Source organism: Agrococcus sp. SL85, from assembly GCF_026625845.1.
Lineage (GTDB): Bacteria > Actinomycetota > Actinomycetes > Actinomycetales > Microbacteriaceae > Agrococcus.
Genome location: NZ_CP113066.1, coordinates 1,164,128 through 1,188,182, shown reverse-complemented (window position 1 = coordinate 1,188,182; position 24,055 = coordinate 1,164,128). Strand labels below are relative to the sequence as shown.

At 75.0% G+C, this 24,055-nt stretch carries 20 protein-coding genes and 1 pseudogene; 11 read left to right on the top strand and 10 right to left on the bottom strand.

Features of this window, described 5'->3' with window-relative positions:
• The 4 genes and pseudogenes from OVA14_RS05805 to OVA14_RS05790 all read left to right on the top strand — a co-directional run bounded on the left by OVA14_RS05805 (window position 1) and on the right by OVA14_RS05790 (window position 7,682).
• On the top strand, window positions 1-1,260 hold the full coding sequence (locus OVA14_RS05805) for an RNA polymerase sigma factor (RefSeq protein WP_267505305.1): 1,260 nt from the start codon (window positions 1-3) through the stop codon (window positions 1,258-1,260).
• Window positions 1,257-2,060 (top strand): alpha/beta fold hydrolase, encoded by an 804-nt coding sequence (locus OVA14_RS05800; protein WP_267505304.1) that lies wholly within the window; start codon window positions 1,257-1,259, stop codon window positions 2,058-2,060. The genes OVA14_RS05805 and OVA14_RS05800 overlap by 4 nt, the downstream gene beginning before the upstream one ends.
• An 83-nt stretch (window positions 2,061-2,143) precedes the next feature.
• Window positions 2,144-6,868, top strand: a pseudogene (locus OVA14_RS05795) (DEAD/DEAH box helicase).
• Window positions 6,869-6,893: 25 nt separating this feature from the next.
• The gene (locus OVA14_RS05790) at window positions 6,894-7,682 is read left to right on the top strand and encodes a DNA-formamidopyrimidine glycosylase family protein (protein ID WP_267505303.1); all 789 of its coding nucleotides are present in this window, start codon (window positions 6,894-6,896) and stop codon (window positions 7,680-7,682) included.
• 70 nt (window positions 7,683-7,752) lie between these two features.
• Here the strand turns inward: OVA14_RS05790 and OVA14_RS05785 are convergent, their stop codons facing one another.
• From OVA14_RS05785 to OVA14_RS05770, 4 genes are all read right to left on the bottom strand, one after another.
• A complete protein-coding gene (locus tag OVA14_RS05785; RefSeq protein WP_267505302.1) occupies window positions 7,753-8,430 on the bottom strand; it encodes a TrmH family RNA methyltransferase in 678 nt (225 codons plus the stop codon).
• Between the two features lie 19 nt (window positions 8,431-8,449).
• On the bottom strand, window positions 8,450-9,388 hold the full coding sequence (locus OVA14_RS05780; RefSeq protein WP_267505301.1) for a class C sortase: 939 nt from the start codon (window positions 9,386-9,388) through the stop codon (window positions 8,450-8,452).
• A gap of 75 nt (window positions 9,389-9,463) precedes the next feature.
• A complete protein-coding gene (locus OVA14_RS05775) occupies window positions 9,464-10,924 on the bottom strand; it encodes a SpaH/EbpB family LPXTG-anchored major pilin (RefSeq protein ID WP_267505300.1) in 1,461 nt (486 codons plus the stop codon).
• A 78-nt stretch (window positions 10,925-11,002) separates the two neighbouring features.
• A complete protein-coding gene (locus OVA14_RS05770) occupies window positions 11,003-13,831 on the bottom strand; it encodes a hypothetical protein (RefSeq protein ID WP_267505299.1) in 2,829 nt (942 codons plus the stop codon).
• Window positions 13,832-14,109: 278 nt separating this feature from the next.
• On the opposite strand from OVA14_RS05770, the gene OVA14_RS05765 reads away from it, so the two are divergent.
• Window positions 14,110-14,928 (top strand): HAD-IIA family hydrolase, encoded by an 819-nt coding sequence (locus OVA14_RS05765; protein ID WP_267505298.1) that lies wholly within the window; start codon window positions 14,110-14,112, stop codon window positions 14,926-14,928.
• A gap of 96 nt (window positions 14,929-15,024) precedes the next feature.
• Here the strand turns inward: OVA14_RS05765 and OVA14_RS05760 are convergent, their stop codons facing one another.
• The 4 genes from OVA14_RS05760 to OVA14_RS05745 all read right to left on the bottom strand — a co-directional run bounded on the left by OVA14_RS05760 (window position 15,025) and on the right by OVA14_RS05745 (window position 17,793).
• Entirely contained in the window at window positions 15,025-15,621 is a 597-nt protein-coding gene (locus OVA14_RS05760; protein WP_267505297.1) for a hypothetical protein, read from the bottom strand.
• Window positions 15,622-15,650: 29 nt separating this feature from the next.
• On the bottom strand, window positions 15,651-16,574 hold the full coding sequence (locus tag OVA14_RS05755) for an AEC family transporter (protein WP_267505296.1): 924 nt from the start codon (window positions 16,572-16,574) through the stop codon (window positions 15,651-15,653).
• A gap of 84 nt (window positions 16,575-16,658) precedes the next feature.
• Complete coding sequence (gene pyrE, locus OVA14_RS05750; protein ID WP_267505295.1) at window positions 16,659-17,210, bottom strand: orotate phosphoribosyltransferase; 552 nt, start codon at window positions 17,208-17,210, stop codon at window positions 16,659-16,661.
• A 34-nt stretch (window positions 17,211-17,244) separates the two neighbouring features.
• Window positions 17,245-17,793 (bottom strand): maleylpyruvate isomerase N-terminal domain-containing protein, encoded by a 549-nt coding sequence (locus OVA14_RS05745; protein WP_267505294.1) that lies wholly within the window; start codon window positions 17,791-17,793, stop codon window positions 17,245-17,247.
• A 73-nt stretch (window positions 17,794-17,866) separates the two neighbouring features.
• Between OVA14_RS05745 and OVA14_RS05740 the strand changes: the two genes are divergently transcribed.
• Together OVA14_RS05740 and OVA14_RS05735 are read left to right on the top strand one after the other, a co-directional pair.
• The gene (locus tag OVA14_RS05740; RefSeq protein ID WP_267505293.1) at window positions 17,867-18,679 is read left to right on the top strand and encodes an exodeoxyribonuclease III; all 813 of its coding nucleotides are present in this window, start codon (window positions 17,867-17,869) and stop codon (window positions 18,677-18,679) included.
• A gap of 14 nt (window positions 18,680-18,693) precedes the next feature.
• Entirely contained in the window at window positions 18,694-19,032 is a 339-nt protein-coding gene (locus OVA14_RS05735) for a hypothetical protein (protein ID WP_267505292.1), read from the top strand.
• Window positions 19,033-19,112: 80 nt separating this feature from the next.
• Here OVA14_RS05735 and OVA14_RS05730 read toward each other — a convergent pair whose 3' ends face one another.
• Window positions 19,113-19,625, bottom strand: a complete 513-nt coding sequence (locus OVA14_RS05730) for a hypothetical protein (RefSeq protein ID WP_267505291.1) — start codon at window positions 19,623-19,625, stop codon at window positions 19,113-19,115.
• Between the two features lie 306 nt (window positions 19,626-19,931).
• Here OVA14_RS05730 and OVA14_RS05725 point away from each other — a divergent pair, with 306 nt between their 5' ends.
• The 4 genes from OVA14_RS05725 to OVA14_RS05710 all read left to right on the top strand — a co-directional run bounded on the left by OVA14_RS05725 (window position 19,932) and on the right by OVA14_RS05710 (window position 23,337).
• Entirely contained in the window at window positions 19,932-21,305 is a 1,374-nt protein-coding gene (locus OVA14_RS05725; RefSeq protein ID WP_267505290.1) for a DUF6421 family protein, read from the top strand.
• A gap of 92 nt (window positions 21,306-21,397) precedes the next feature.
• Window positions 21,398-22,036 carry an NAD(P)-dependent oxidoreductase gene (locus OVA14_RS05720; RefSeq protein ID WP_267505289.1) on the top strand — a complete coding sequence of 213 codons (639 nt, stop codon included), beginning with the start codon at window positions 21,398-21,400 and terminating at the stop codon, window positions 22,034-22,036.
• 150 nt (window positions 22,037-22,186) lie between these two features.
• Complete coding sequence (locus tag OVA14_RS05715; RefSeq protein WP_267505288.1) at window positions 22,187-22,870, top strand: Pr6Pr family membrane protein; 684 nt, start codon at window positions 22,187-22,189, stop codon at window positions 22,868-22,870.
• A gap of 89 nt (window positions 22,871-22,959) precedes the next feature.
• Entirely contained in the window at window positions 22,960-23,337 is a 378-nt protein-coding gene (locus tag OVA14_RS05710) for a hypothetical protein (protein WP_267505287.1), read from the top strand.
• Here the strand turns inward: OVA14_RS05710 and OVA14_RS05705 are convergent.
• Window positions 23,334-24,023 carry a DNA alkylation repair protein gene (locus OVA14_RS05705; RefSeq protein ID WP_267505286.1) on the bottom strand — a complete coding sequence of 230 codons (690 nt, stop codon included), beginning with the start codon at window positions 24,021-24,023 and terminating at the stop codon, window positions 23,334-23,336. The two genes, OVA14_RS05710 and OVA14_RS05705, sit on opposite strands and share 4 nt — an antisense overlap.
• Window positions 24,024-24,055: the final 32 nt, after the last annotated feature.

Below are 24,055 nucleotides of genomic sequence, written 5' to 3'. Positions count from 1 at the left end.
ATGGCGCCGGACGCCTCGGCGGCCGTGGCCGCGGTGGTCGCCGACGACCACGCGCGCGTCATGGCCGCCGTCGTCGGCACCCTCGGCGACTGGTCGGTCGCGGAGGACGCGGTGCAGGACGCGCTCGAGCGCGCGCTCGCCCGCTGGCCGGCCGACGGCGTGCCCGACAGCCCCGCGGCCTGGGTCACGACCGTCGCCCGCCGCCGCGGCATCGATCTGCTGCGCAGCCGCGCCGCGGCGGACCGCGCCGCGGAGCGCCTCGCGCGCGAACCCGCGCCCGAGACGGCCGCGACGCCCGAGGCCGGCTTCCCGCACGACGACGAGCGACTCGCCCTGCTGCACACCGCCTGCCACCCCGCGATCGCGGCGGACGCGCGCGCCGCGCTCGCGCTGCGCGCCGTGCTGGGCGTGCCCGTCGCGCGCATCGCGCGGCTCTTCGGGGTCGGCGAGGACGCGATGCAGAAGCGGCTCGTGCGGGCGCGCGCGAAGATCCGGCACGCGCGCATCCCCTACCGCGTGCCCGGCCCGGCCGAGCGGCCGGCGCGCAGCGAGGGCGTGCGCCAGGTGCTCTACGGCCTCTTCGCGATCGGCTACGCCGCGCCCGCCGACGCCGACGCCCGAGCCGCGGCCGACGAGGCGATCCGGCTCGCGCGCCTGTGCCGCGAGCTGACGCCGGAGCGCACGCACGAGCGGCTGGAGGCCGACGGGCTGCTCGCGCTCATGCTGCTGCAGCACGCGCGCCGCGACGCGCGCCTGCGCGCCGACGGCTCGGCAGTGCCGCTGCCCGAGCAGGACCGCGGCCGCTGGGACCGAGCCGCGGCCGACGAGGGCCTCGCGCTCGTGGACGCGGCGATCGCGCTCGCGGCCTCGACGGGGCTCGCGGGCGGCAGGCACCTCGTGCACGCCGCGATCGCGGCCGAGCACGTGCGGCCCGAGCTCGCCGCGCACATCGACCACCGCCGCGTCGTCGCCCTCTACCGGGTGCTCGAGCAGCTCGACGGCTCGCCCTTCGTCGTGCTGAACCGCGCGATCGCGCAGGCGAACGCCGGCGACGCGGCGGGCGGCCTCGAGGCGCTCGACGGCCTCGAGGCCGCGCTCGGCCGGCAGCACCTGCTGCACGCGGCGCGCGGCGACGCGCTCGCGCGCCTCGGTAGGCGCCGCGAGGCGGCGGAGGCGCTGCGCCACGGCGCGGCGCTCGCGCCGACCGATCAGGAGCGGCGGGCGCTGCTCGCCGCCGCGCAGGAGGAGGACGACCGATGAGGATCCTGGAGACCGAGCTGCCCGACGCCGTCGTGCACGCGTCGGCGCCCGCCGGAGCGCTCGATCGCATCGTGCTGTGGCATCCGGGCTCGCCCCACGCGGGCACGGTGCTCGAACCCGTGCGCGCCGCAGCCGCGGCCGTCGGCCGCGACGTGGTGACCGTGGCCCGACCCGGCTACGCCGGCACGCCTCGGCGTCCCGGGCGCAGCGTCGCCGAGGGCGCCGCCGATGCGATCCGGGTGCTCGAGCTGCTCGACGCGCGTGACGTCGTGGTCGTCGGCTACTCGGGCGGCGGCCCGCACGCGATCGCCACCGCAGCAGCGGCGCCGGAGCGCACGGGCGCCCTGATGCTGCTCGCCTCGGTCGCGCCGCACGGCGACCCCGCGTGGTTCGAGGGGATGGCCGACCCCTCGGCGCTGCGCGCCGCCGAGGCCGGGGCGGCCGCGCGCGAGGCGCATCCCGAGCGCTTCGAGCCGGGCAGCTTCGTCGCCCGCGACTGGGCGGCGCTCGAGGGCGGCTGGAGCGCGCTCGGGGCGGATGCGCAGGCCGGCGGCGAGACGGGCCCGCTCGGCCTCGTCGACGACGACCTGGCGTTCGTGCTGCCGTGGGGCGCGGCGATGCCGACGGGCGCGCGCTGCCGCATCGCGCACGGCACCGACGACCGGGTCGTGCCGCCGCTGCACGCGCGGCTCCTCGCGGGGCTCCTGCCCCAGGCGGCGCTCGTGCTGCATCCGGGCGACGGCCACGTCTCGATGCTCGAGCACCTCGACGAGCACCTCGGAGCGCTCGCCGCCGGCTGAGGCGGAGCCCGGCGGGCCTCGCCCGCGGGCGGGCGACGAACGCGCCCGGCTGTCCCCCGGGATCGCTGTGCTTCACTGAGCCGATGGGAGCCACGGGGCCTGAGGCGGGCGCGCTCGCGCCGTTCTCGCCCGCGACCCGCGCCTGGTTCGCGGCCGCGTTCGACGCCCCCACGCCCGCGCAGGAGCAGGCATGGGCCTCGATCGCGAAGGGCGACCACACGCTCGTCGTCGCCCCCACCGGCTCCGGCAAGACGCTCGCCGCGTTCCTCTGGGCGATCGACCGGCTGCAGCGGGTGCCCTCGGGCGCCGACGCGGCCGAGCGGGAGCCCGGCGTGCGCGTGCTCTACGTCTCGCCGCTCAAGGCGCTGGCCGTCGACGTCGACCGCAACCTGCGCGCGCCGCTCGCGGGCGTCGCGGCGCGCGCGCGCGGCGAGGGGCTCGAGCCCCGTGCCGTGCGCATCGGGCTCCGCACGGGCGACACCCCGCAGGAGGAGCGCCGCGCGCAGGTCAAGGACCCGCCCGACATCCTCATCACCACGCCCGAGTCGCTCTTCCTGCTGCTCACGAGCCGCGCCCGCGAGACGCTGCGCACCGTGGAGACGGTGATCGTCGACGAGGTGCACGCCGTCGTGCCGACGAAGCGCGGCTCGCACCTCGCGCTGAGCCTCGAGCGCCTCGACGACCTGCTGCCGCAGCCCGCGCAGCGCATCGGCCTCTCGGCCACCGTGAGCCCCATCGAGGAGGTCGCGGGCTTCCTGGGCGGCCCCGCCCCCGTGACGGTCGTGGCGCCGCCGAGCGACAAGCGCATCGAGCTGACGATCACGGTGCCCGTCGACGACATGACCGACCTCCGCGGGCCCGCGCACGAGGAGGCGGCGCCCTCGGGCTCCGCCTTCGGCAGCACCCAGCCGCAGAACCCGTCGATCTGGCCGCACATCGAGCGCGAGGTGCTCGAGCTCGTCGACCGGCACCGCTCGACGATCGTGTTCGTGAACGCGCGGCGGGCAGCGGAGCGGCTGACGGCGCGGCTCAACGAGCTCGATGCGGAGCGGCTGGACGCGGCGGAGGCCGAGGACGGGGATGCGGAGGGGCCTCGTGACGCGAGCGCCCCCGGCGCGCGCGTCACGACCGGCGGGCAGGGCGCGAGCGCGACCGGCGGGTCGGGCGCGAGCGCCGCCGCGCCAGCGACCGACGAGCGCGGGCGCGGGGTGATCCTGCGCGACGTGCAGGAGCACATCCGCCTGCGGCTCGCCGAGCGCAGGGCCGCCCGCGAGCACGGCGGCGACGACGCCGAGGGCCCGCCCCTCGCGCGCGCCCACCACGGCTCCGTCTCGAAGGAGCAGCGGGCCGAGATCGAGGACCAGCTGAAGTCGGGCGTGCTGCGCTGCGTCGTCGCCACCTCGAGCCTCGAGCTCGGCATCGACATGGGCGAGGTCGACCTCGTGGTGCAGGTGGAGGCGCCGCCGTCGACCGCGAGCGGCCTCCAGCGCGTCGGCCGCGCCGGCCACAGCGTGGGCGACGCCTCGCGCGGCGTCATCATCCCCAAGCACCGCGCGGACCTCCTGCACGCTACCGTCGTCGCCGACCGCATGGCGCGGGGGCAGCTCGAGCCCCTCCGCGCGCCGCGGCACCCGCTCGACGTGCTCGCGCAGCACACGGTCGCGGCGGCGGCGATGGACGAGCTCGTCGTCGACGACTGGTTCCAGGCGGTGCGGCGCTCGGCCCCCTTCGCCTCCCTCCCCCGCAGCGCCTTCGACGCGTGCCTCGACCTCATCTCCGGCGTCTACCCGAGCGACGAGTTCGCCGAGCTGCGACCGCGCGTCGTCTACGACCGCGACGCCGGCACGATCACGGGCCGCCCGAGCGCGCAGCGCGTGGCCGTCTCCTCCGGCGGCACGATCCCCGACCGCGGCCTCTTCGGCGTCTTCCTCGCCGGCCAGGAGGGCAAGCCCGGCGCGCGCGTCGGCGAGCTCGACGAGGAGATGGTCTACGAGTCGCGCGCGGGCGACGTCTTCGCGCTCGGCGCGACCAGCTGGCGCGTCGTCGACATCACGCACGACCGCGTGCTCGTCGTGCCGGCCTTCGGCGAGCCCGGCAAGCTGCCCTTCTGGCACGGCGACGCCGAGGGCCGGCCCGCCGACCTCGGCGCCTCGATCGGCCGCGCGACCGCCGCCCTCGCGGCCGGCGAGGGGATCGAGCTGCCGCACCACGACGAGCGCGCGCGCCGCAACCTCGACGCCTACGTGCGCGACCAGCTCGCCGCCACCGGCGCCGTGCCCACCGACCAGCAGATCGTCGTCGAGCGCAGCCGCGACGAGCTCGGCGACTGGCGCCTCGTGGTGCTCTCGCCCTGGGGCCGCCGCGTGCACGCGCCGTGGGCGCTCGCGATCGACCGCCGGCTGCGCGAGGACCGCGACCTCGGCGCCGCGGCCATGGCCTCCGACGACGGCATCGTCATCCGCATCCCTGACTCCGACGCCGAGCCGCCCGGCGCCGACCTCATCCGCTTCGAGCCGGAGGAGCTCGCGCGCATCGTCGAGACCGAGGCGGGCGGCACCGCGCTCTTCGCCAGCCGGTTCCGCGAGTGCGCCGCGCGCGCCCTGCTGCTGCCGAAGCGCGACCCGGCCCGCCGCGCGCCGCTGTGGCAGCAGCGGCAGCGGGCCGCGCAGCTGCTCGACGTCGCCAAGCGCTACCCCGACTTCCCCATCGTGCTCGAGGCGCTCCGCGAGGTGCTGCAGGACGCCTACGACCTGCCGGCGCTGCGCGAGATCGCCGAGCGGCTGCAGCACGGCGCGATCCGCGTCGTCGAGGTCGAGACGCCGAGCCCCTCCCCCTTCGCGCACCACCTGCTGTTCGGCTACGTCGGGCAGTTCCTCTACGAGGGCGACGCGCCGCTCGCCGAGCGCCGCGCGGCCGCGCTGACCCTCGACCCGGCCCTCCTCGCCGACGTGCTCGGCCAGGCGGCGCTCCGCGAGCTGCTCGACCCCGAGGTCGTGGCGCGCACCGAGCTCGAGCCTGCAGCGCCTCGCGCCCGACCGCCGCGCGCGCGGCGTGGAGGGCGCGGCCGACCTGCTGCGGCTGCTCGGCCCGCTCACGGCCGCAGAGCCTCGGCGAGCGGCTCGAGGGATCCGGCGAGGGCGACGCGCTCGGCGAGGCCGGCGCCGCCGCGCTCGCCGACGAGCCTCGTCGCGGCGCGTCGCGCCGTGCGCCTGCGCATCGGCGACGCGGAGCGCGTGGCGGCGATCGAGGACGTCGGCCGGCTCCGCGACGCCCTCGGGGTGCCGCCGCCCGCCGGCGTGCCCTCCGCCTACCTCGACGCCGTCGACGACCCGATCGGCGACGTCGTCTCGCGCGACGCGCGCACGCACGGCCCCTTCACGGTCGAGGAGGCCTCGGCGCGGCTCGCGCTGCCCGTCGCCGTCGTGCGCACGGCGCTCCGCGCGCTCGAGCGCCAGGGCCGCGTGCTCGCGGGCGCCTACCGGCCCGGCGGCAGCGGCGAGGAGTGGATCGACGCGCAGGTGCTCTCGCGGCTGAAGCGCCGCAGCCTGCAGGCGCTGCGCAGCGACGTCGAGCCCGTCGACCACGCGGTGCTCGCCGACCACCTGCTCGCGCACCAGCACGTCACGCGGCCGCTCCGCGGCACCGACGGGGTGCTCGAGGCGCTCGACGGGCTCGACGGCATCCCGCTGCCGCTCAGCGCGCTCGAGACGCTCATCCTGCCGAGCCGCGTCAAGGACTACCGCCCGCCGATGCTCGACGAGCTGACCGCCACGGGCCTCGTGACCTGGACGGGCGCCGGCGCGCTCACGGGCAGGGACGGCCGGATCGTGCTGCGCCCCGCCGACACCGTCGAGCAGCGGCGCGACACCGAGCACGAGGACCCCGACGCGCAGGCGCTGCTCGAGGCGCTCGCGGGCGGCGGCGCGATGTTCGCGAAGCAGCTCTCGGACGAGCTCGCGCTCGACCTGCAGCGGCTCTCGGACGTGCTGTGGCCGCTCGTCTGGGCCGGCCGCGTCACGAACGACACGATCGCGCCGCTGCGCGCGCACCTGCTGGGCGCGCGCGCCCGCACCGCGCCCCCGCCCAGCCGCCGCGCCGCGCCCGTGAGCCGCCGGCGCCTGCAGGCCGCGCGCCCCATCCGCTCGGAGGCCCTGCCGACGCTCGGCGGCCGGTGGCTGCTGGCCTCGGCGCCCGTCGGCACCCCCACCGAGCGCGCCGCGGCGGTCGCCGACGCGCTGCTCGCCCGCTACGGCGTCGTCACGCGCGGCAGCGTGCAGGCCGAGGACGTGCCGGGCGGCTTCCACGGCGTCTACCAGGTGCTCAAGGCCTTCGAGGAGGCCGGGCACACGCGCCGCGGCTACTTCGTCGACGGCCTCGGCGCCGCGCAGTTCGCCGACACGCCCGTCGTCGACGCCCTGCGGGCCCGGCAGCACGCGGGCCCGAGCGACGCCGTCGCCACCGTCGCCGCCGTCGATCCCGCGAACCCCTTCGGCGCGGCGCTGCCGTGGCCGGAGCCGCGCGGCGACCGGCGGCCCGCGCGGCGCGTCGGCGCGCTCACCACGATCGTCGCCGGTCGCGCGGTGCTGCACCTCGAGCGCGGCGGCAAGTCGCTCACGACCTTCGACGACGACCGCGCGACGCTCGTGCGCGCGCTCGGCAGCCTCGCCGACGCCGTCGCGCGGCAGGGCGGCAGGCGGCGCGTGATCGAGGAGGTCGACGGCCGCTCCTCGCTCGACGCCGAGGTCGCGCCGCTGCTCGACGAGGCGGGGCTGCGGCGCACGCCCCGGGGCTTCCGGATCAGCCCGTGAGCGCCCGCACGCGGCGGGCGCGCTGATGCCCGAGGGCGACACCATCCACCGCGCCGCCGTGAACCTGCGGGCCGTGCTCGCCGGGCGCGAGCTCGTGCGCACCGACTTCCGCGTGCCGCGGCTCGCCACGACCGACCTCGCCGGGGAGCGCATCGAGGAGGTCGTGAGCGTCGGCAAGCACCTGCTCATGCGCGGCGAGCGCTGGACGATCCACTCGCACGCGGGCATGGACGGCCTCTGGCACATCCTGCGCCCCGGCCAGCGCGCGCCCGTGGCCGCGCACACGATCCGCGCGGTGCTCGCGACCGCCGAGCACGAGGTCGTCGGTTCGGCGCTGCCCGTGCTCGAGCTGCTGCCGCGCGAGCGCGACGGCGAGGCCGTGGCGCACCTCGGGCCCGACCTGCTCTCGCCCGCGTGGAGCGACGCCGACGCCGCCGAGGCGGCGCGGCGCCTGCGCGCGACCGGCGCGCCCGTGGGCGTCGCGCTGCTCGACCAGACCGCGATGGCGGGGGTCGGCAACGTCTACCGCGGCGAGCTCTGCTTCCTGCGCGGCCTGCATCCCGCGACGCCGATCGCGCAGGTCGACGTCGAGCCGCTCGTGGCGCTCGCGCGCCGCCTGCTCGTGGCCAACCGCGACCGCGTGGAGCGCACGTTCACGGGCGACGCGCGGCGGGGGCGCCGCACCTGGGTGTACGGCCGCGGCGGGCAGCCGTGCCTGCGCTGCGGCACCCGCATCCGGGACGCGCAGCTGGGCCTCGAGGACGGCATGCTGCGGCAGGTGCAGTGGTGCCCGCGCTGCCAGCCGGAGCCGTAGCCGGAGCCGCAGCCGCAGCCCAGGTCCGAGCAGCCCGGAGGAATCGGCGCTCAGCGCACCGCCGAGCGCACTATCCGGTCGGCTCGGCGCTCAGGGCCGGATCCTCCGGCGCGGCGTGGACGCGCACCCACTCGTGCATCACGATCGCCGCGGCCGCGGCGGCGTTGATCGAGCGGGTCGAGCCGAACTGGCGGATGGCGACGTGCGCGTCGGCCGCCGCGATCGCCTCCTCGGTGAGCCCGGGGCCCTCCTGCCCGAACAGCAGCACGCAGCGCTCGGGTAGCGGCGCCGCGTCGACGGGCACGGACCCGGCCGTGTTGTCGACGGCCACGATCGGCAGCCCCTCCGCGCGCGCCCACGCGACGAGGGAGTCGATGCCCTCGTGGTGCTCGATGCGCTGGTAGCGGTCGGTCACCATCGCGCCGCGGCGGTTCCAGCGCCGGCGGCCGACGATGTGCACGGCGCCCGCCGCGAAGGCGTTCGCGGTGCGCACGATCGAGCCGATGTTGAGGTCGTGCTGCCAGTTCTCGATCGCGACGTGGAACGGGTGCCGGCGCGCGTCGAGGTCGGCGACGATCGCGTCCATCGACCAGTAGCGGTAGCGGTCGACGACGTTGCGCCGGTCGCCGAGCGCGAGCAGCTCGGGGTCCCAGTGCTCGCCCTCGGGCGGCGGCCCCAGCCAGGGCCCTGCGCCGACGAGCAGCCGGGGATCCGAGGGCTGCTCGTCGGCGCGATCGAGATCGTCCATCCGCCCAGGCTAGGCGGGCTCAGACGAAGGTGCGCGCCGGGGCGGGGAGGGGCAGCTGGGCGTGCTGGCCCGCCCGGCCCCTGCCGTGGCGCGCCGGCAGCGGCGCCGGTCCGCGCGTGCGGGCGGTGGCGGTGACGACCACGGCGGCCAGCAGGAAGGCGCCCGCGAGGCCGACGCTCCACCACGGCGGGCCCGGGATCTCGGGCATGGCGACCGCGGGGTCGCCGGCCGGCGGGTTCTCGATCCGCTCGGCGGTGACGAAGATGCGCTGGCTGTTCACGCCGAGCGGCGTGCACGTGACGAGCGTCAGCAGGTCGCGGCCCGCGACGGGGAGCAGCGGGTCGGTGTCGGTGGGGTCGAAGACCTCCGACGAGACGATCCGGTAGGTGAGGGTCGCTCCCTCCACGTCGATCTGGACGAGGTCGCCGGGGACCACGCGATCGAGGTCGGTGAAGAGGGCCGACTCGGGCAGGCCGCGGTGCCCGGTGAGCACCGCGTGCGAGCCGACGCCGCCGACCGGCAGGGAGGAGCCGAAGAGGTGGCCGACGCCCGCGCGGAGGGTCTCCTCCGAGGTGCCGTGGTAGACCGGCAGGTCGACGGCGATCACGGGGATGCGGATGCGCGCCATGACACCGTTCGCGTCGGTGGCGAGCTGCGCGCGGTAGCCGTCGGCGATCGCGCCGCTGCCGTCGGCCGAGGCGGGGTCCTGCGGGTCGCCGAGCGCACCGCCCGGCAGCGTCTCGTTGTAGGCGCGCGCCGCCTCGAGCGCCTGCTGCTCGACCGCGGCGCCCTCGCCGCTGCGCTCGACGCTGTAGTCGAGCACGAGGCGCGACTGCTCCAGCTGCGAGAACCAGGAGGCGCCCGCCGGGTACAGCATCGTCCCCGCCCCGAGGATCGTCAGCACCGCCACCGCGACCGCGCCGCGCGTGGCGCGACGGAGGCGAGCGATGCGGCGCATGGTGCTCCTCGGGACGGGGACGGGTGCTGCGAGCGGGAGGGAGGCCGCGGCCGCGGCCGCGGCCTCCCGGGTGGTTCAGCCCTGCTGCTGCTCGGACCGGCGGCGACCGGCCAGGATCAGGAAGGCGCCCGCGGCGACGACGAGGAGCGCGCCCCCACCGATCATGAAGGCCATCTGGCCGTCACCACCGGTGATGGGGAGTGCGAAGGCCGGGACCTGCGAGTTGGCGACCTCGATCTGCACGGCGTCGGCCGTGGAGCCGGCCGTGACCGTGAAGGGGATCGGCGTCGGGTTCAGCTGGTAGCCGACCGGCGCGACGACCTCGACGAGCTCGTAGTCGCCGGCGATGAGGGCGGGCACGACGACCTCGCCGTCCTCGCCCGTCGTGAACTGCGTCTGGCGGGGCGTGGCCGTGCCGACCGGGATGGCCGTCGTGGTGCCGGGGAGGCGGACCTCGAAGACCGCGCCCTGCAGGCGCAGCGTGTCGTCGGTCGAGGGGTGCTTGATGATGCGCGCGGCGCCCCAGTACGACACGACCTGCACGGCCTCGATCGTGGAGGAGTACTGCGAGTCGCGGATCGTGAGCGAGGCGTCGTTCTCGATGCTGCCGTCGCCGAGCGCGATCACCGTGGCGTCGAGCTCCAGCACGACCTTGGCGCCGTTGTTCGCGGCGTTGACCTTGACCAGGCCCTCGTCGGTCAGCGTCGCCTTGACGACGCCGTCGACGACGGACAGCTCGTAGTCGATGCCCTCGACGAGCTCCGTGGTCGTGCCGCCGTCGACGAGCGTGACGACCGCGGAGCCCGGCACGTACGCGACCTGCGTGGTGTCGAGCACATCGGTGATCGCGTACTCGGTGATGGTGTTGTCGGCCTGCTTGTTGGGCACCTCGGTCGTCACGGTGTAGACGATCGTGTCGCCGAGCGCGACGGCGCCGGTGAGGTCCTGCTCGAGCGTGATGCCCGTGAGCGAGTTCTTCGGGTAGACGTGCACGTCGTAGACCCAGGCGCCGTTCTCGGGCAGCGGGATCGAGACGAGGAACGGCTGGGAGCGCAGGGCGATCGGGTTGTCACCCACGGAGGTCTCCTCGACGAGGTAGACGCCGACGGGCAGCGAGGTGAAGTCCGCCTCGCCAGCAGCGTCGGTGGTGTCGCTGACGGCGGCGCCGAGCGAGTAGCCGCTACCGTCGGCCAGCACCTGCGCCGGGGTGAGCTCGTGCAGCGTCTCCCAGGTCGTCGAGTCCTCGAGGTCGAGCGCGGTGGGATGCGTGACCTCACGCACCGAGAACGTCACGCCCTCGAGCGGGTTGGCGGGCGCGACGTCGAGCTCGGAGCCGGTCGAGCGCGAGGTGCTCACGGGATCGGGCGTCTCGTGCTTGTGGACCGTGAGCGAGCCGAGCGCGTCCATGTCGATGTTCGAGGCGTCCGGGGCGGCCATGGCCGGGGTCGCCATGCCGAGGGCTGCGGCCACGCCGATGCCCGCGGCGACGAAGCCGGCGACGAGGCGGCTGCCCTTCCTGCGGATGGTGGTGTTCATGGTGTCTCCTTGATGGGGCCGGTCCGGGGACCGGGGTTCGGCGTGGCGCCGGGTCTGTGGGGCTGTGGGGTGGGTGGGTCAGGCCGTGCGGCGCCTGCGGTGGAGCAGGAGCGCGAGGCCCGCGAGGACGGCGAGGGCTGCGAGGCCGCCGCCGACGAGCTGGATCTGGTCGGCGCCGATCCCGCCCGTGAGGGGCAGCGAGAAGGGCGTGGGGCTGGTGGCGACGAAGCGGTAGATGCTCGTCGTGGCCGCGGCGACCGAGACCGACGCGGGGTCGGCGGCGACCCAGTAGCTGGGGTTCGTGTGGTCGACCGCGCCGCTCGGCACCGCGGGGCCGACGTATCGCTCGAAGCGGAGGCCGATGAACGCGGCGGTCGAGGTGGACTCGAGCGAGTAGCCGTGGCCGGGCCGCACCTGGATCGTGTTCGCGGGGGCGACGGCCTCGGAGCCGGTGACGGTCGTGGGCTGGAGGCCGGCGACGCCCGCGGCAGGGGTGCTCGTGAGCGAGAACTGGCCGGCAGTCAGCTGCGTGGAGCCCTCGATGCGCTCGAGGATGACGAGGCTCGCCGTCGCGTTCCGCACGGTGCAGGTGACGCTGTCGCCCTGCGCCGCCGTGACGTCGCCCGCGGTCGAGACGGGGACGGTCGCGTTGTCCTGGTTCACGCACGTCCAGCTGCCGACCTGCGCGTAGGTGGCGGGGCCGCCGGACTCCGAGAGCCGGTAGGCGACGGCGGGCGTGATGCGCGCGCCGGTCGTCGCCGCCGCGCCGCTCGCGCCGGTGGGCCCTGCGAGGGCGCCGGCGGGCGCGGTGGCCGTGAGCGTGAACAGGTTCGCGGGCGCCGTGCCGAAGGTGACCTGCTTCACGAGCGTGAGCGTCGTCGCCTTGACCTTGTTGGTGAACACGCAGCTCACGGCCGAGCCGGGCGAGAGCGTCAGGGTCGCGCCGGCCTCGCCGGGGAGGGCGACCGTGCTCGTGGCGCCCGCGGCGGTGCGCACGGTGCACGAGGCGCTCACGAACGCGAAGCCCGCCTGCCGCGCCTCGGAGATCGTCACCTGCGCGTTCGTGGCGCCGCTCGCGTGGCGGAGCGTCCAGCTCGCGGTGCCGTTCGCCGCGGTCGACTGGTTCGAGGTCGTGACGGGGCCGATCTGGGTCGCGCCCGAGACGATCGCCGCGCCGACGGTCCAGCCCTGGCGCGGGGCCGCGTTCCGGCCGTCCACGTCCTGCATGTCCTTGCGGATCGAGATCGTCGTGACCAGCGGGGCGTTCGTGAAGGTGCACACGACGTTCGCGCCGGGGGCGGCGGGGGTCGTGAGGCCGATCGTGGTGCCCGTGCCGGAGCCGAAGGGGGCGCCGTCGCTCGTGCACGCCCAGCTCGAGGCGTAGTTCGCCGCGGTGCCGGAGGCCATGGTCTCGGCGATCGTGTAGCTCGCCGACGTCGGCACGGTGACCGCGGTGATCCGCTGCGCCTGGAGGCCGGTCGCGGTGCCGCTCGTCGTGGCGGTGGCAAGCACGTCGCCCGCCGAGCCCTCGCGCACCGAGAGCGCGAACTGGTCGGTGGCGGCGACGCGGCCGACGACCTGCTTCTGCACCGTGATCGTCACGGGCGCGATGCATCCGGCGAGGTCGGTGCTCTGTGCGGTGACGGAGGTGTTGACGCCGGTGGCGGGCGAGCCGATCTGCGTCCAGGTCGTCGTGTCGTAGCGGCGGACCGTGGTGCCGTCGCCCGCGAAGATCGTCGCGTCGCCGTCGTAGGCGATGCCGTTGATCGCGGTGCCGATCGAGCCGGCGGGGGCGGTGTCGGCGGGCAGCGTGCCGCCCGTGCCCGCGGCGAGGTCGTCGGCCGCGACCATGAAGCGCGTCGTGCCGGCGGCGTTGCTCTGGATGAGCATGAGGTTGCCGGCCGCGTCGAACGCCATGTCGCCGTTGCTGAGCACGCTCTGGCCCGTGGCGATGCTGCCGACGAAGCTCGAGGCACCCGTGGCGGGGTCGAACTTGTGCAGGCGGAACGACCAGGCGCCGCCCGAGAGGTGGGGGCCTCCGAAGAAGTACTCGCCGGTCGTGAGGCTCACGGCGCCCGCGATGAGGTTGGCGCTGTTGCCCGTGGCGTACGCGGTGTCGGGCAGCACCTCCCAGCCGGCAGCGACGGTGTAGCGCAGGATCGAGGTGACGTCGGCGTTGATCGCCGAGCCGAGGGTGCCGCGGATGAGCGCGTACATGCTCGTGCCGTCGCGGCCGATGCCGAGCGAGTTGACCTGGGTGCTGTTCACGTTCCAGCCGCCGAAGGTCGTGACGGCGGGCGTGCCCGAGCCGAAGACGATCTGCCGCACGACGCCGGTGGCGAGCACCGAGTAGATCGTGCCGGCGGTGCAGGAGACCGCGGCGCGCTGCGTGACGGTGAAGGTGCCGAGGCTCTGGGCGCCGTTGCCCCAGGGGGAGGCGGTGGCGACGAAGGCGCTCGAGTCGAAGCCGTAGCCGGCCGGGTCGATGACCTCGCGCACCTGGTAGCGGTACTGCAGCAGGTTCGTGCTGTCGATGACGCCGTTGGTCAGCTGGAACTCGCCCGCGTCGGGATCGCGGTCGCCCGTGGCCGCGCAGCCGGCGGCCGTGCAGTCGGCGATCGTCGCGATGGTCGAGAACGCGCTCCAGCTGCTGAAGTTCTGACGCACGTTGTTGCGCGAGCGCTGGCTGCGCTGCACCTCGAAGCTCGCGCCGCCCACGAGCGCGTCGGTGGTCGAGTCGGCCACGCGCCACGAGAGGTAGGGCCCGGACACGGTCGGCTCGGGACCGGTGACGGCCTGGGCCGCGGGGGCCTGCACGGGGGCGACGAGCGTCACGAGCACGACGAGCATCGCCGCTGCGATCGCGACGATGCGCGATCGCGACGCTGCTCGCTCGATCCGGCTCATGGCCTGCTCCCTCGTGACGGGATGGTGGTGGCCGGAGGTGCTCCGAGCCGTGGTGACAGGCATGACGCTACGAGCCTCGGAAGCGCTTCCGGGCCGGTTTTCCGCTTCGCTCGGGAGGCGTTGAGCCATGCTCAGGTCGCGTTGAGGAGTGCTCAGGTGGGGCTGAGGTTGCTCAGGGAACGCCAAGCCGGCTCTGCAGGAGGGCCTGCGCATCCCCTGCAATCTCGTTGCCGCTCGGAGTTCACCTGCCGGTGACACGGGGCGCGTAGCCTGGCCGCATGCGCACGCGCGACGACATCGAATGCTGGCTGACCGACATGGACGGCGTGCTCGTCCACGAGGAGCGGCCCCTCCCCGGCGCCCAGGAGCTGCTGCAGCAGTGGCAGGACGCCGGCACCGAGTTCCTCGTGCTCACGAACAACTCGATCTTCACGCCGCGCGACCTCTCGGCGCGGCTGCGCGCGTCGGGCCTCGTCGTGCCCGAGGAGCGCATCTGGACGAGCGCGCTCGCGACCGCCGACTTCCTGCACGACCAGATGCCGGGCGGCTCGGCCTACGTGATCGGCGAGGCGGGGCTCATCACGGCGCTGCACGAGATCGGCTTCACGATGACCGAGACCGACCCCGACTTCGTCGTCATCGGCGAGACGCGGTCGTACTCCTTCGAGGCCATCACGAAGGCCATCCGCCTCATCGCCGGCGGCGCGCGCTTCATCTCGACGAACCCCGACGCGACCGGCCCGAGCGCGAGCGGCATCCTGCCCGCCACGGGCGCCATCAACGCCCTCATCACGAAGGCCACGGGCCGCGTGCCCTACATCGTCGGCAAGCCCAACCCCATGATGTTCCGCTCGGCGCTCAACAAGATCGGCGCGCACTCGGAGGTCACCGGCATGATCGGCGACCGCATGGACACCGACATCATCGCCGGCATGGAGGCGGGCCTCCACACCGTGCTCGTCATGACGGGCATCTCCGACCCCGCGCTCGTCGAGACCTATCCGTTCCGGCCCGACGAGATGCTGCAGGGCGTCTTCGAGCTCGTCGACGCCGCGCCGGCCGAGTCGGAGCTCGACGCGCCGCGCCCCGACCTCTGACCCTCCCCGCTCTCCTCGTCCTCCTCCTCAACCGGTTCTGTGGTTCGCGGGCGCGGATGTCGCGCCTGCCGACCACAGGCCCGGTCGAGATCCTCGTCAGGCGTCGGCGAGGAGGCGGATGACGTGGCCGCCGAAGACGGCTCCGGCGATCGCCGCCGCGAGCGCCGCGACCATCACCAGCCGGTCGACGGCGCGCAGCGGCACCTCGCGGGCGTCGAGGCCGTCGAGGCGGATCCAGCCGACGAGGGCGGGCCAGCCGCGCCGCACCGCCCCGACGGCGAGCAGCAGCGCGAGGACCGCCGCGACGCCGGACAGCAGCAGCCACAGCGGCGAGAGCAGCGCGCCCTCGGCCGTCGAGAAGGGTGCGGCGGCGATCGCGCCGAGGCCGATCGCGAGCACCCACCATGTCACGGGCGGCCCGAAGCCGCGGGCGGCGAAGAGCGAGAGCACGGGCGCGCCGAAGAGCGCGACGACCCCGAGCAGCAGCCCGCCCCATCCGCTCACCTGGCACACGGCGTCCGAGGTGCTGCACGCGCCCTCGTCGAACGAGATGAGGATGCCCGCCGACCGCGCCGCGGCAGCCGCGCCGAAGCCCGCGGCCGCCCACGCGAGCAGCATGCCGACCCAGGACGAGGCGATCGAGCCCCCGGCGATCACGGGCGGCACCCGGTAGAGGCGGTCGGTCCAGCGCACGGATCCACGCTACGCCCCGCCCGTGGCCGCTAGGGCTTCAGCACCGCGGCCACGACCAGCATGACCGGCAGCGAGAGCACGGTCGTGAGCAGCACGATGTCGCGCGAGATGACCGTGGCCCGGTCGTAGCGCAGCGCGTACTGGTAGATGTTCTGCGCGGTGGGGAGGGCGCCCATGACCGTGCAGGCGTAGACGAGCTGGTCGTCGAGCCGGAAGGCGAAGCGCGCGAGCACGTACACGAGCGCCGGCAGCACGAACGACTTGAGCACGACCGCGAGCGCCACCTCCTTGCGGCCCGAGCCCGGCTGCAGCGGCCGGTCGCCGCGCAGCGAGATGCCGAAGGCCAGCAGCATGAGCGGCACCGCCGCGCCGCCCAGGATCTCGAGCGGCGCGAGCACAGGAGCGGGCAGCTCGATGCCGAGCGCCGAGACGAGCGCGCCGAGCGCGCCGCCGATGAGCATGGGGTTGCGGAGCGGCTGCGTGACGATGCCGACGAACGACGCCCTGCCTGCCGTGATGATGTCGAGGCTCGCGAGCAGCAGCGGCGCGAGCACGAGCAGCTGCAGGAGCAGCATCGGGCCGACGAACTGCGCGTCGCCGATCACGTAGATCGCCACCGGCAGGCCGATGTTGTTCACGTTGGAGTAGCCGGCCGCGGTGCCCGCGAGGGCGATGCGCGCGGGATCCTTCGTGCACCAGATGCGCGCGATGACGGCGTAGAGCAGGAAGACGCCGAGGAAGCCGAGCGCGGCGACCGCGAGCACGCTCGAGAACAGCAGCCGCACGTCGGCCTCGGCGAGGACGGTGAAGAGGAGGGCGGGGCTCGCGGCGAAGAACGACGTCTTGTTGAGGACGAGGCGGCCCTCCTGGCTGACGATGCCGAGGCGCGCGAGCAGCCAGCCGACGAGGATGACGAAGCCGATGATGGCGAAGCCGATGAGCACGCCGCCCATGCGCCCTCCGATCGTTCGCCCGCCTCACGAGTTCCGAGGACAAGTCTGACATGTCGGCGGGGCGCCGCCGTCAGCTCCAGCGGGCTACTGCGCGGCGAGGCCCAGGTCGTCGAGCGTGATCGCGGCGCGGTACTCCACGCCCTCCGCCTCGATCGCGGCCTGCGCGCCCGTCGCGCGGTCGACGATGACGGCGACCGCCACGACCTCCGCACCGACCGTGCGGAGTGCCTCGATGGCTGCGATCGGGCTGCCGCCCGTCGTCGACGTGTCCTCGAGCACCACGACGCGCTTGCCCGCGAGGTCGGGGCCCTCGATCTGGCGGCCGCGGCCGTGGTCCTTGGGCTGCTTGCGCACGACGAAGGCGTCGACGGCGGTGCCTCGGGCGAGGCCGCGGTGCAGCACGGCGTTCGCGAGCGGGTCCGCGCCCATCGTGAGGCCGCCCATCGCCGCGACGTCGGGGATGTCGGCGACGAGGTCGAGCAGCACGTCGCCGATGAGCGGCGCCGCGCGGTGGTCGAGCGAGAGCTTGCGGAGGTCGATGTAGTACGACGCCCGCTTCCCCGAGGTGAGGACGAAGTCGCCGTGGAAGACGGCCTCGTCGCGGATGAGCTGGATGAGCTGGTCGCGCGCGGTCACGCCCCCAGGCTAGAGGCTCCCGCGCGCGCTCCCGCTAGGCCGCGACCCGCGGATCGCGGCCCGCCCAGGCGGCCAGGCGCTCGGAGGCGGTGGCGCCGTCGGGCGGCACCACGGCGGCGGCGAAGATGCCGGGGCCCCGCACCGAGGCCTCGTTGGCGTGCCAGCGGAACTCCTCCATCCACTCCAGCAGCGCCCGCGGGAACTCGAGGTTGCGCCCGAGCCCGTTGCCGATCGTGCCCCAGCGGATGTCCCACGCGTGCAGCGCGAGGTCGAGCGTCGGCATCGCGAGCTCGCCGAAGGCGTCGTCCTCGGCGTCGACGGCGGCGGAGCGCAGCTCGGCCGAGAGCAGCTCCCACGCGTCGAGCGCCTCGGTCTCGTCGACAGGCGCCGACGGCGCCGCCTCCTCCTCCTGCAGCAGCGCCACGCCGGCGTGCTCGCGCTGCACGCCCGTGACGTGCCGGACGACGTCGCCGATCGTCCAGCCCGAGCAGGCCGAGCGCCGCCCGAGCCCGTCGGCGGCGGCGCGCGCCTCTGCGGAGAAGAGGTCGAGCGCGATGAGGAAGCGATCCCGGGGGGAGGTCATCGACCCATGGTGCACCCTGGGGCTGTGTCCCCCATCCGGATCGCCGCTGGCGCGCGGGCCGTAGGCTCGCCTCATGCGCATCGCCACCTGGAACGTGAACTCCGTGCGCGCCCGCACGGCCCGCATCGTCGACTGGCTCGAGCGCAGCGACGTCGACGTGCTCGCCATGCAGGAGATCAAGTGCACGACCGAGCAGTTCCCGTACGAGGTCTTCGAGGCCGCGGGCTATGAGGTGCAGGCGCACGGCCACAACCAGTGGAACGGCGTCGCGATCGCCTCGCGCCTGCCGATGACCGACGTCGTGCGCGACTTCCCCGAGCAGCCCGGCTACGCGAACACCGGCGACCCGGTGGTCGAGGCGCGCGCGATGGCCGCGACGGTCGAGGGCGTGCGGCTGTGGAGCCTCTACGTGCCGAACGGCCGCGAGCTCGCGCACGCGCACTACGGCTACAAGCTCGACTGGCTGCGCATCCTCGCCGGCCACGTGCGCACGTGGGGCGGGCAGCCGCTCGCGCTCATGGGCGACTACAACATCGCGCCGCTCGACGAGGACGTCTGGGACATCGGCGCCTTCGAGGGCTCGACGCACGTCTCGCAGCCCGAGCGCGACGCCTTCCGCGCGATGCTCGACGCGGGCCTCGTCGACGTCGTGCGCGACCGCGCCCCCGGGTACACCTACTGGGACTACAAGGCGGGCCGCTGGAACAAGGGCGAGGGCATGCGGATCGACTTCGTGCTGGGCTCCCCCGAGCTCGCCGACCTCGTCGCGAAGGCCTCGATCGACCGCGCCGAGCGCGCGGGCGACGCCCCCTCGGACCACGTGCCCGTGGTCGTCGACCTCGACCTCGACACCGAGCTCGACGACGACCGCCCGATGATCTTCTGAGCCGGGGCCGGACCGTGACCTGGGACGAGGAGGAGCTGGAGCCGCGGCGCGAGTGGACGCCCGAGCTGCGGCTGCGCGTCGCCACGTGGGCGCTCGTGTTCCTCAACGTGCTGGGCGTGCTCATGCTCGCGCCCATCGGCGACGGCGGCCTGCAGCAGGCGGCGGACGCCGCAGGCGTCGACGACGGGGCCGTGCGGCAGGGCTACTGGATCGCGATCCTCGCCGCGACGCTCGTCGGCAACGGCGTGGGCGCGGCGGCCGCGGCGATGCGGCGGCGCTGGGCGATCGCCGGCCCGCTGCTCGCGCTCGTCGGCTGCTGGACCGCCTTCGCCGTCGCCACCGCCTCCCTCTGACCTGCAGGCCCCGAGCCCGACGTCTCGGCGCGCATCTCGCGCCCGGATCCGGGGTCGGGATGCGCGCGGAGACGTCGAGATCAGGCGGCGGACGCGCGCGCCGCGGCGGCGCGGGCGCGGCGCGCGGTCCGCGCCACGGCGGCCACGACGACGACGCCGGCCGCGCCCGCGAGGCACCAGGCCGAGATCGCCATGCCGACGGCCTGCACCGGCACCTGCAGCACGACGAGCGGCATCGCGAGCACGAGCGCGGCGAGGCCGACGACCCCGGCCGAGAGCACGAAGGCGGTGCCCTCGACGCGACGACGGAGCGCGGCGCGGCCGAGCCCGTACGCGAGCCACACGAGCGCGGGCACGACCGTCGTCTGCGCCCAGAGCAGGCCGTACTGCTCGACGAGCGCGGCCCTCGGCCATCCCCAGTCGCCCGTCTCGCCGATGACGGGATCGACGGCCCAGGCCAGGAGCGCGAAGCCCACCGCGTGCAGCGCCACCGCCGCGAGCCAGCGCGCCGCGGTGACGGCGACGGCGTGCGCCGCGGGATGCGCACCGACGGGCACGGCGCGAGGAGCTGCGAGGGCTGCGCTGTCGGTCATAGCGCCACGGTAGGACCGCCGGGCCCGAGGCACCAGGGGCGGGATCGCCCGCCGCCCCGGCCCGACCGCGGCCGACCCTCGACGGCCCTCGCGGAGCCCTCGCGGCGCCCTCACGACCCCCTCACGCAACTCCGTTGCGGGCCGCGGCCGCATTCCGCGGAATCCCGGGAACGGGCGGGCGACCCGGGGCTGTTCGCAAGATACGTGCGCGAGAGTCTCCATACGCTGGATTCACGCGCTGATCCCGCCCCCGAGGGCGGGATCGCGGCCGTTCCGCACCACTGCCCCGACGCCGAGGAGGCTCCCATGACGATGACCCAGGCCACCGCCGCCGACCTCCGCCAGCACCCCGCGTGGCTCCGCATCAAGGCTGCCGCCACCGCGCTGCAGCCCCTGCAGTCCAAGAGCGGCGCCGTCGAGGACGCCGCGCATCACGAGGCCGCGCGCGGCCACGTCGCCGACATCGTCGCCGGCATCCGCGAGATCGCGCCCGAGTTCCCGCACGACGCCGACTACCTCGCGCAGGCGGCGGTCGACTTCGAGCGCTGGGCCGCCGAGTGCCTCGGCGAGCCCGACTTCTTCGACGCGCTCGTGCGCTTCCAGCCGCAGCAGCACCGCGTCGACGGCCTGCGCCACCTCGTCATCTTCCCGATGTACACGCAGAACGGCTCCTCCGAGCGCAAGGTCGAGGCCGTGCTCGTCGAGGTCATCTGGCCCGACTTCATCGCCGACCTCGAGGCGGGCGACTACGGCAACGCGCTCTTCGTGCCGCTGCGCTTCATCGACTTCACCGCCGGCTACGACACGAACTCCGCCGTGCTCTTCCCCGAGACCGTCGCGATGCGCGAGATCCCCTCGTTCACGTGGGGCGCGATCTTCCAGGACCGCGAGGCCGCGCGCTTCCGCCGCGTCGTCGAGGCCGCGTGCGAAGTCACGAAGCTCGAGCTGCCCGCCGACGCCGCCGAGATGCTCGCCGACCAGGGCCTCGCCGAGCGGACCTTCGTCATGTGGGACCTCATCCACGACCGCACCCACATGCGCGGCGACCTGCCCTTCGACCCGTTCATGATCAAGCAGCGCATGCCGTTCTTCCTCTACTCGCTCGAGGAGCTGCGCTGCGACCTCACCGCGTTCCGCGAGTCGGTCGCGATCGAGCGCCGCATCGCCGCGATGGAGGCGCCGTCGGAGGCCGACCTCGACCTCGCGAAGCACGCGAAGCTCGTGCAGTACGCGGTGATCTTCGACCGCATCTTCCGCTTCTCGATCACCGGCGGCCGCACCCGCAACTACGACGGCCTCGGCGGCCAGCTGCTGTTCGCGTGGCTGCACCAGCACCGCGTGCTGCACTGGACCGACACGCAGCTCGCGTTCGACTGGGACGAGGTGCCGGACGTCGTCAACAGGCTCGGCGAGGCCATCGAGCACCTCTACTGGCGCTCGATCGACCGCCCCAAGGTCGCGCACTGGCTCGCCGCGTACGAGCTCGTCTCGGGCGTCGTCGAGCCGCACCCGGCCTCGGCGTGGAAGCGCGGCGACCTGCCGCTCGAGGGCACGCCGCGCCAGCTCACCGACCTCGTGATGGACGACGAGTTCCCGCTGTCGATGTTCTTCGAGGCCTTCGAGAAGAAGATGCGCGACGTCATCGCCTCGACGAAGGGCATCACGGCCGACGCGGTCTGATCCAGGTGGATCGTGCGGGGGCTCGGCGGAATGCCGGGCCCCCGCTCGCGGTTGCCCCCTCCGTACGACTTCCTCGACGGATGGGATGGGCCATGGCCAGGATCACGGTGCTGGGCGCCACGGGCTTCGCGGGCGGCTGGATCGCGAAGGAGGCCGCGAGCCGCGGCCACGAGGTGACGATGCTCTCGCGCTCGACGCCGCAGGACGCCCCCGCCGGCGCCCGGGTCCTCACGGGCTCGGCGCTCGACGGCGACGTGCTCGCCGAGGCCCTCGACGGCGCCGACGCGGTCGTGGGCGCGCTCTCGCCGCGCGGCGACATGGCGGGCAAGGTGGCGCGCGTCTACGCCGCGGTCGCCGAGCGCCTCGCCGGCACCGACGCGCGGTTCGCGATCGTCGGCGGCTACGGCTCGCTGAAGGACGCCTCGGGCACGCGCATCGTCGAGACGGCCGCCTTCGAGCCGGCCTACCGGCCGGAGTCGGAGGAGTTGCTCGCCGCCTTCCAGGCGGTCGCGGCGACCGACGTCGCCTGGACCTATGTGAGCCCTGCCGGGGAGTTCGGCGGCTACATCGAGGACCAGTCGCGGCGCGGCGAGTACCGCACGGGCGGCGAGGACGCCTTCGCCGACGCCGAGGGCCGCTCGCGCATCTCGGGCCCCGACTTCGCGCTCGCCGTGGTCGACGAGCTCGAGGCGGGCGCGCACGTGCGCGAGCACATCTCGTTCGCCTACTGAGCCCGCGCAGGCCCGCATCCGGCCCTCCCGCCCGCCCGGCGCACGACTCCGTTCGCCAGGCGAACGGCTTGCCCAGGATCGGCTCACGACACGCCTCAGGAGGCCCCCGCGCACGGCGCGTCGCGGTGGGCGCTCGTGCATGCTCCTGCCATGGGGGCTCCGTCGACGACGACGGCCGCGCGTGCGCTGCACGCCGGCACCGCGCTCGTGGTGGTCGCGGCGTTCGCGCTGCAGACCTTCCTCGTGCTGACGGTCGACGCGCACGCCGTGCCCGAGCAGGCGGCGTTCGTGCGCCCCATCGAGGTGCGGGTGGTGCGCACCCTCAGCTTCTACACGATCCTGTCGAACTCCATGGTGCTCGGCACCTCCGTGCTGCTCGCGCTGCGCCCGCACCGCGACGGGCGGCTGTGGCGGGTGCTGCACCTGGCGACCCTGCTGTCGATCGTCGTCACGGGCGCGGGCGCGGGATCGCTCGTGGCCCCGCAGCACGCCCTCCGCTTCGAGGCCGAGCTCACCTCCATGCTGCTGCACGTCGTCACGCCGATCCTCTACGCGGCCGGCTGGCTGGCGCTCGGCTCGCGACGGCGGTGGACGTGGTCGAGCGTCGTGCGCGCGATGGCGCTCCCGGCGGCGTGGATGGCCTACACCTTCGCGCACGGCTCGATCGAGGGCTGGTACCCCTACCCCTTCCTCGACGTCGCCGAGCGCGGCCTGCTCGCCTCGCTCGCCGGAGCCGGCATCGCGCTCGTCGCCGGTGCTGCGCTCGGCGCGGCGGTGCTCGCGGTGGACCGCTGGGCGCCGAGCCTGCTGCCCGAGGAGGAGCCGGGGGCGTAGGCGGGGCGGGGACGCGAGGCGACCGTCGCGGCCCGCCGGCCGCACCGCGCTCGGAGGCCGCACCCAGCGCACCGCACCACACTGCTGGCATGACGGCCGTCGCCTACCTCCGCCGGGAGCAGCGGACGGGCGAGGCGCTCCTCGGCCTCGCGACCCTCGCACCGCTGCCGCTCCTCCTGCTGCTGCCGGGCTGGATGCTCGCCTCGGCCGGCGCGATCACGCAGGCGGCGGCGTGCCCTGGTGGGGTGCGGTGCTCGCCGTTCGCGGCGGAGCGGGTGCGTGCGGTCGTCGAGGTGCTCACGGTGTGGGCGCCGCCGATCGCGGCGGGCGCGACGGTCGCCGCGGTGCTCTGGCTGCTGCTCGCGCGGCGGCGCGCGTGGCCCGTGGGGCTCCTCGGGCTCGCGATCACCGCCGCGGTCGTCATCGCGGGCATCGAGCTGCACACGGTGAACGCGGCGCCCGTCTAGGGCGCGAGCGCGGGTCCCTGGCGACGCACCATCTCGGCGATCCACGCCGGCGCGTAGGGCGAGGTGCAGTTCGGGGGCGTCGGGTAGTGCTCGAGCACGCGCAGCCGCTCACCGATCGCGATGGCACGCTCGCGATGGGCCGGGTGCTCGATGCCGATGTGCGCGAGGCAGGCGTTCATCTCCCACTGCAGCCGCTCCGGCGCCTCCGCCATGCCGGCCTCGATCGCGTCGAGCAGCGCGGACAGGTCGAGCCCCTCGGGGCGCTTCCGCACGCGCACGCTCGTCAGCGCCCAGCCCGCGGCCGCCACCGTCGGATCCGCGTCGCCGAGCCACGCGAGCCGCAGCGCCTCCGCGTGCGGGCCGGGCGCGACGACGTAGCTCGTGAGCCAGTCGAGCACCTTGGGCGCCCGGGCCTCGCGCAGCATCGCGTCGAGCTCGGGCTCGTCGAACGCCTTCGGGCGCGCGACGAGGATCGCGAGGAGCCGCGCGTCGGTGCGTCCGGTCGCCCAGAGCTCGAGCGCCAGCTCGTGCTGGGTGCGCAGCCGCTTCGCGATCGCGCGGAGCTTCGAGAGGTTGACGCCGTAGTCGTTGCCGTGGCGCTCGTTCACGGCGCGCATGCGCGGATCCTCGATCGCCGCGAGCTCGTCGAGCAGCTCGGGCACGGATGCGGTCGCGGTCTCGGGCACGCTGCCTCCTCGTCGTGGCCCCGAGGGTACCG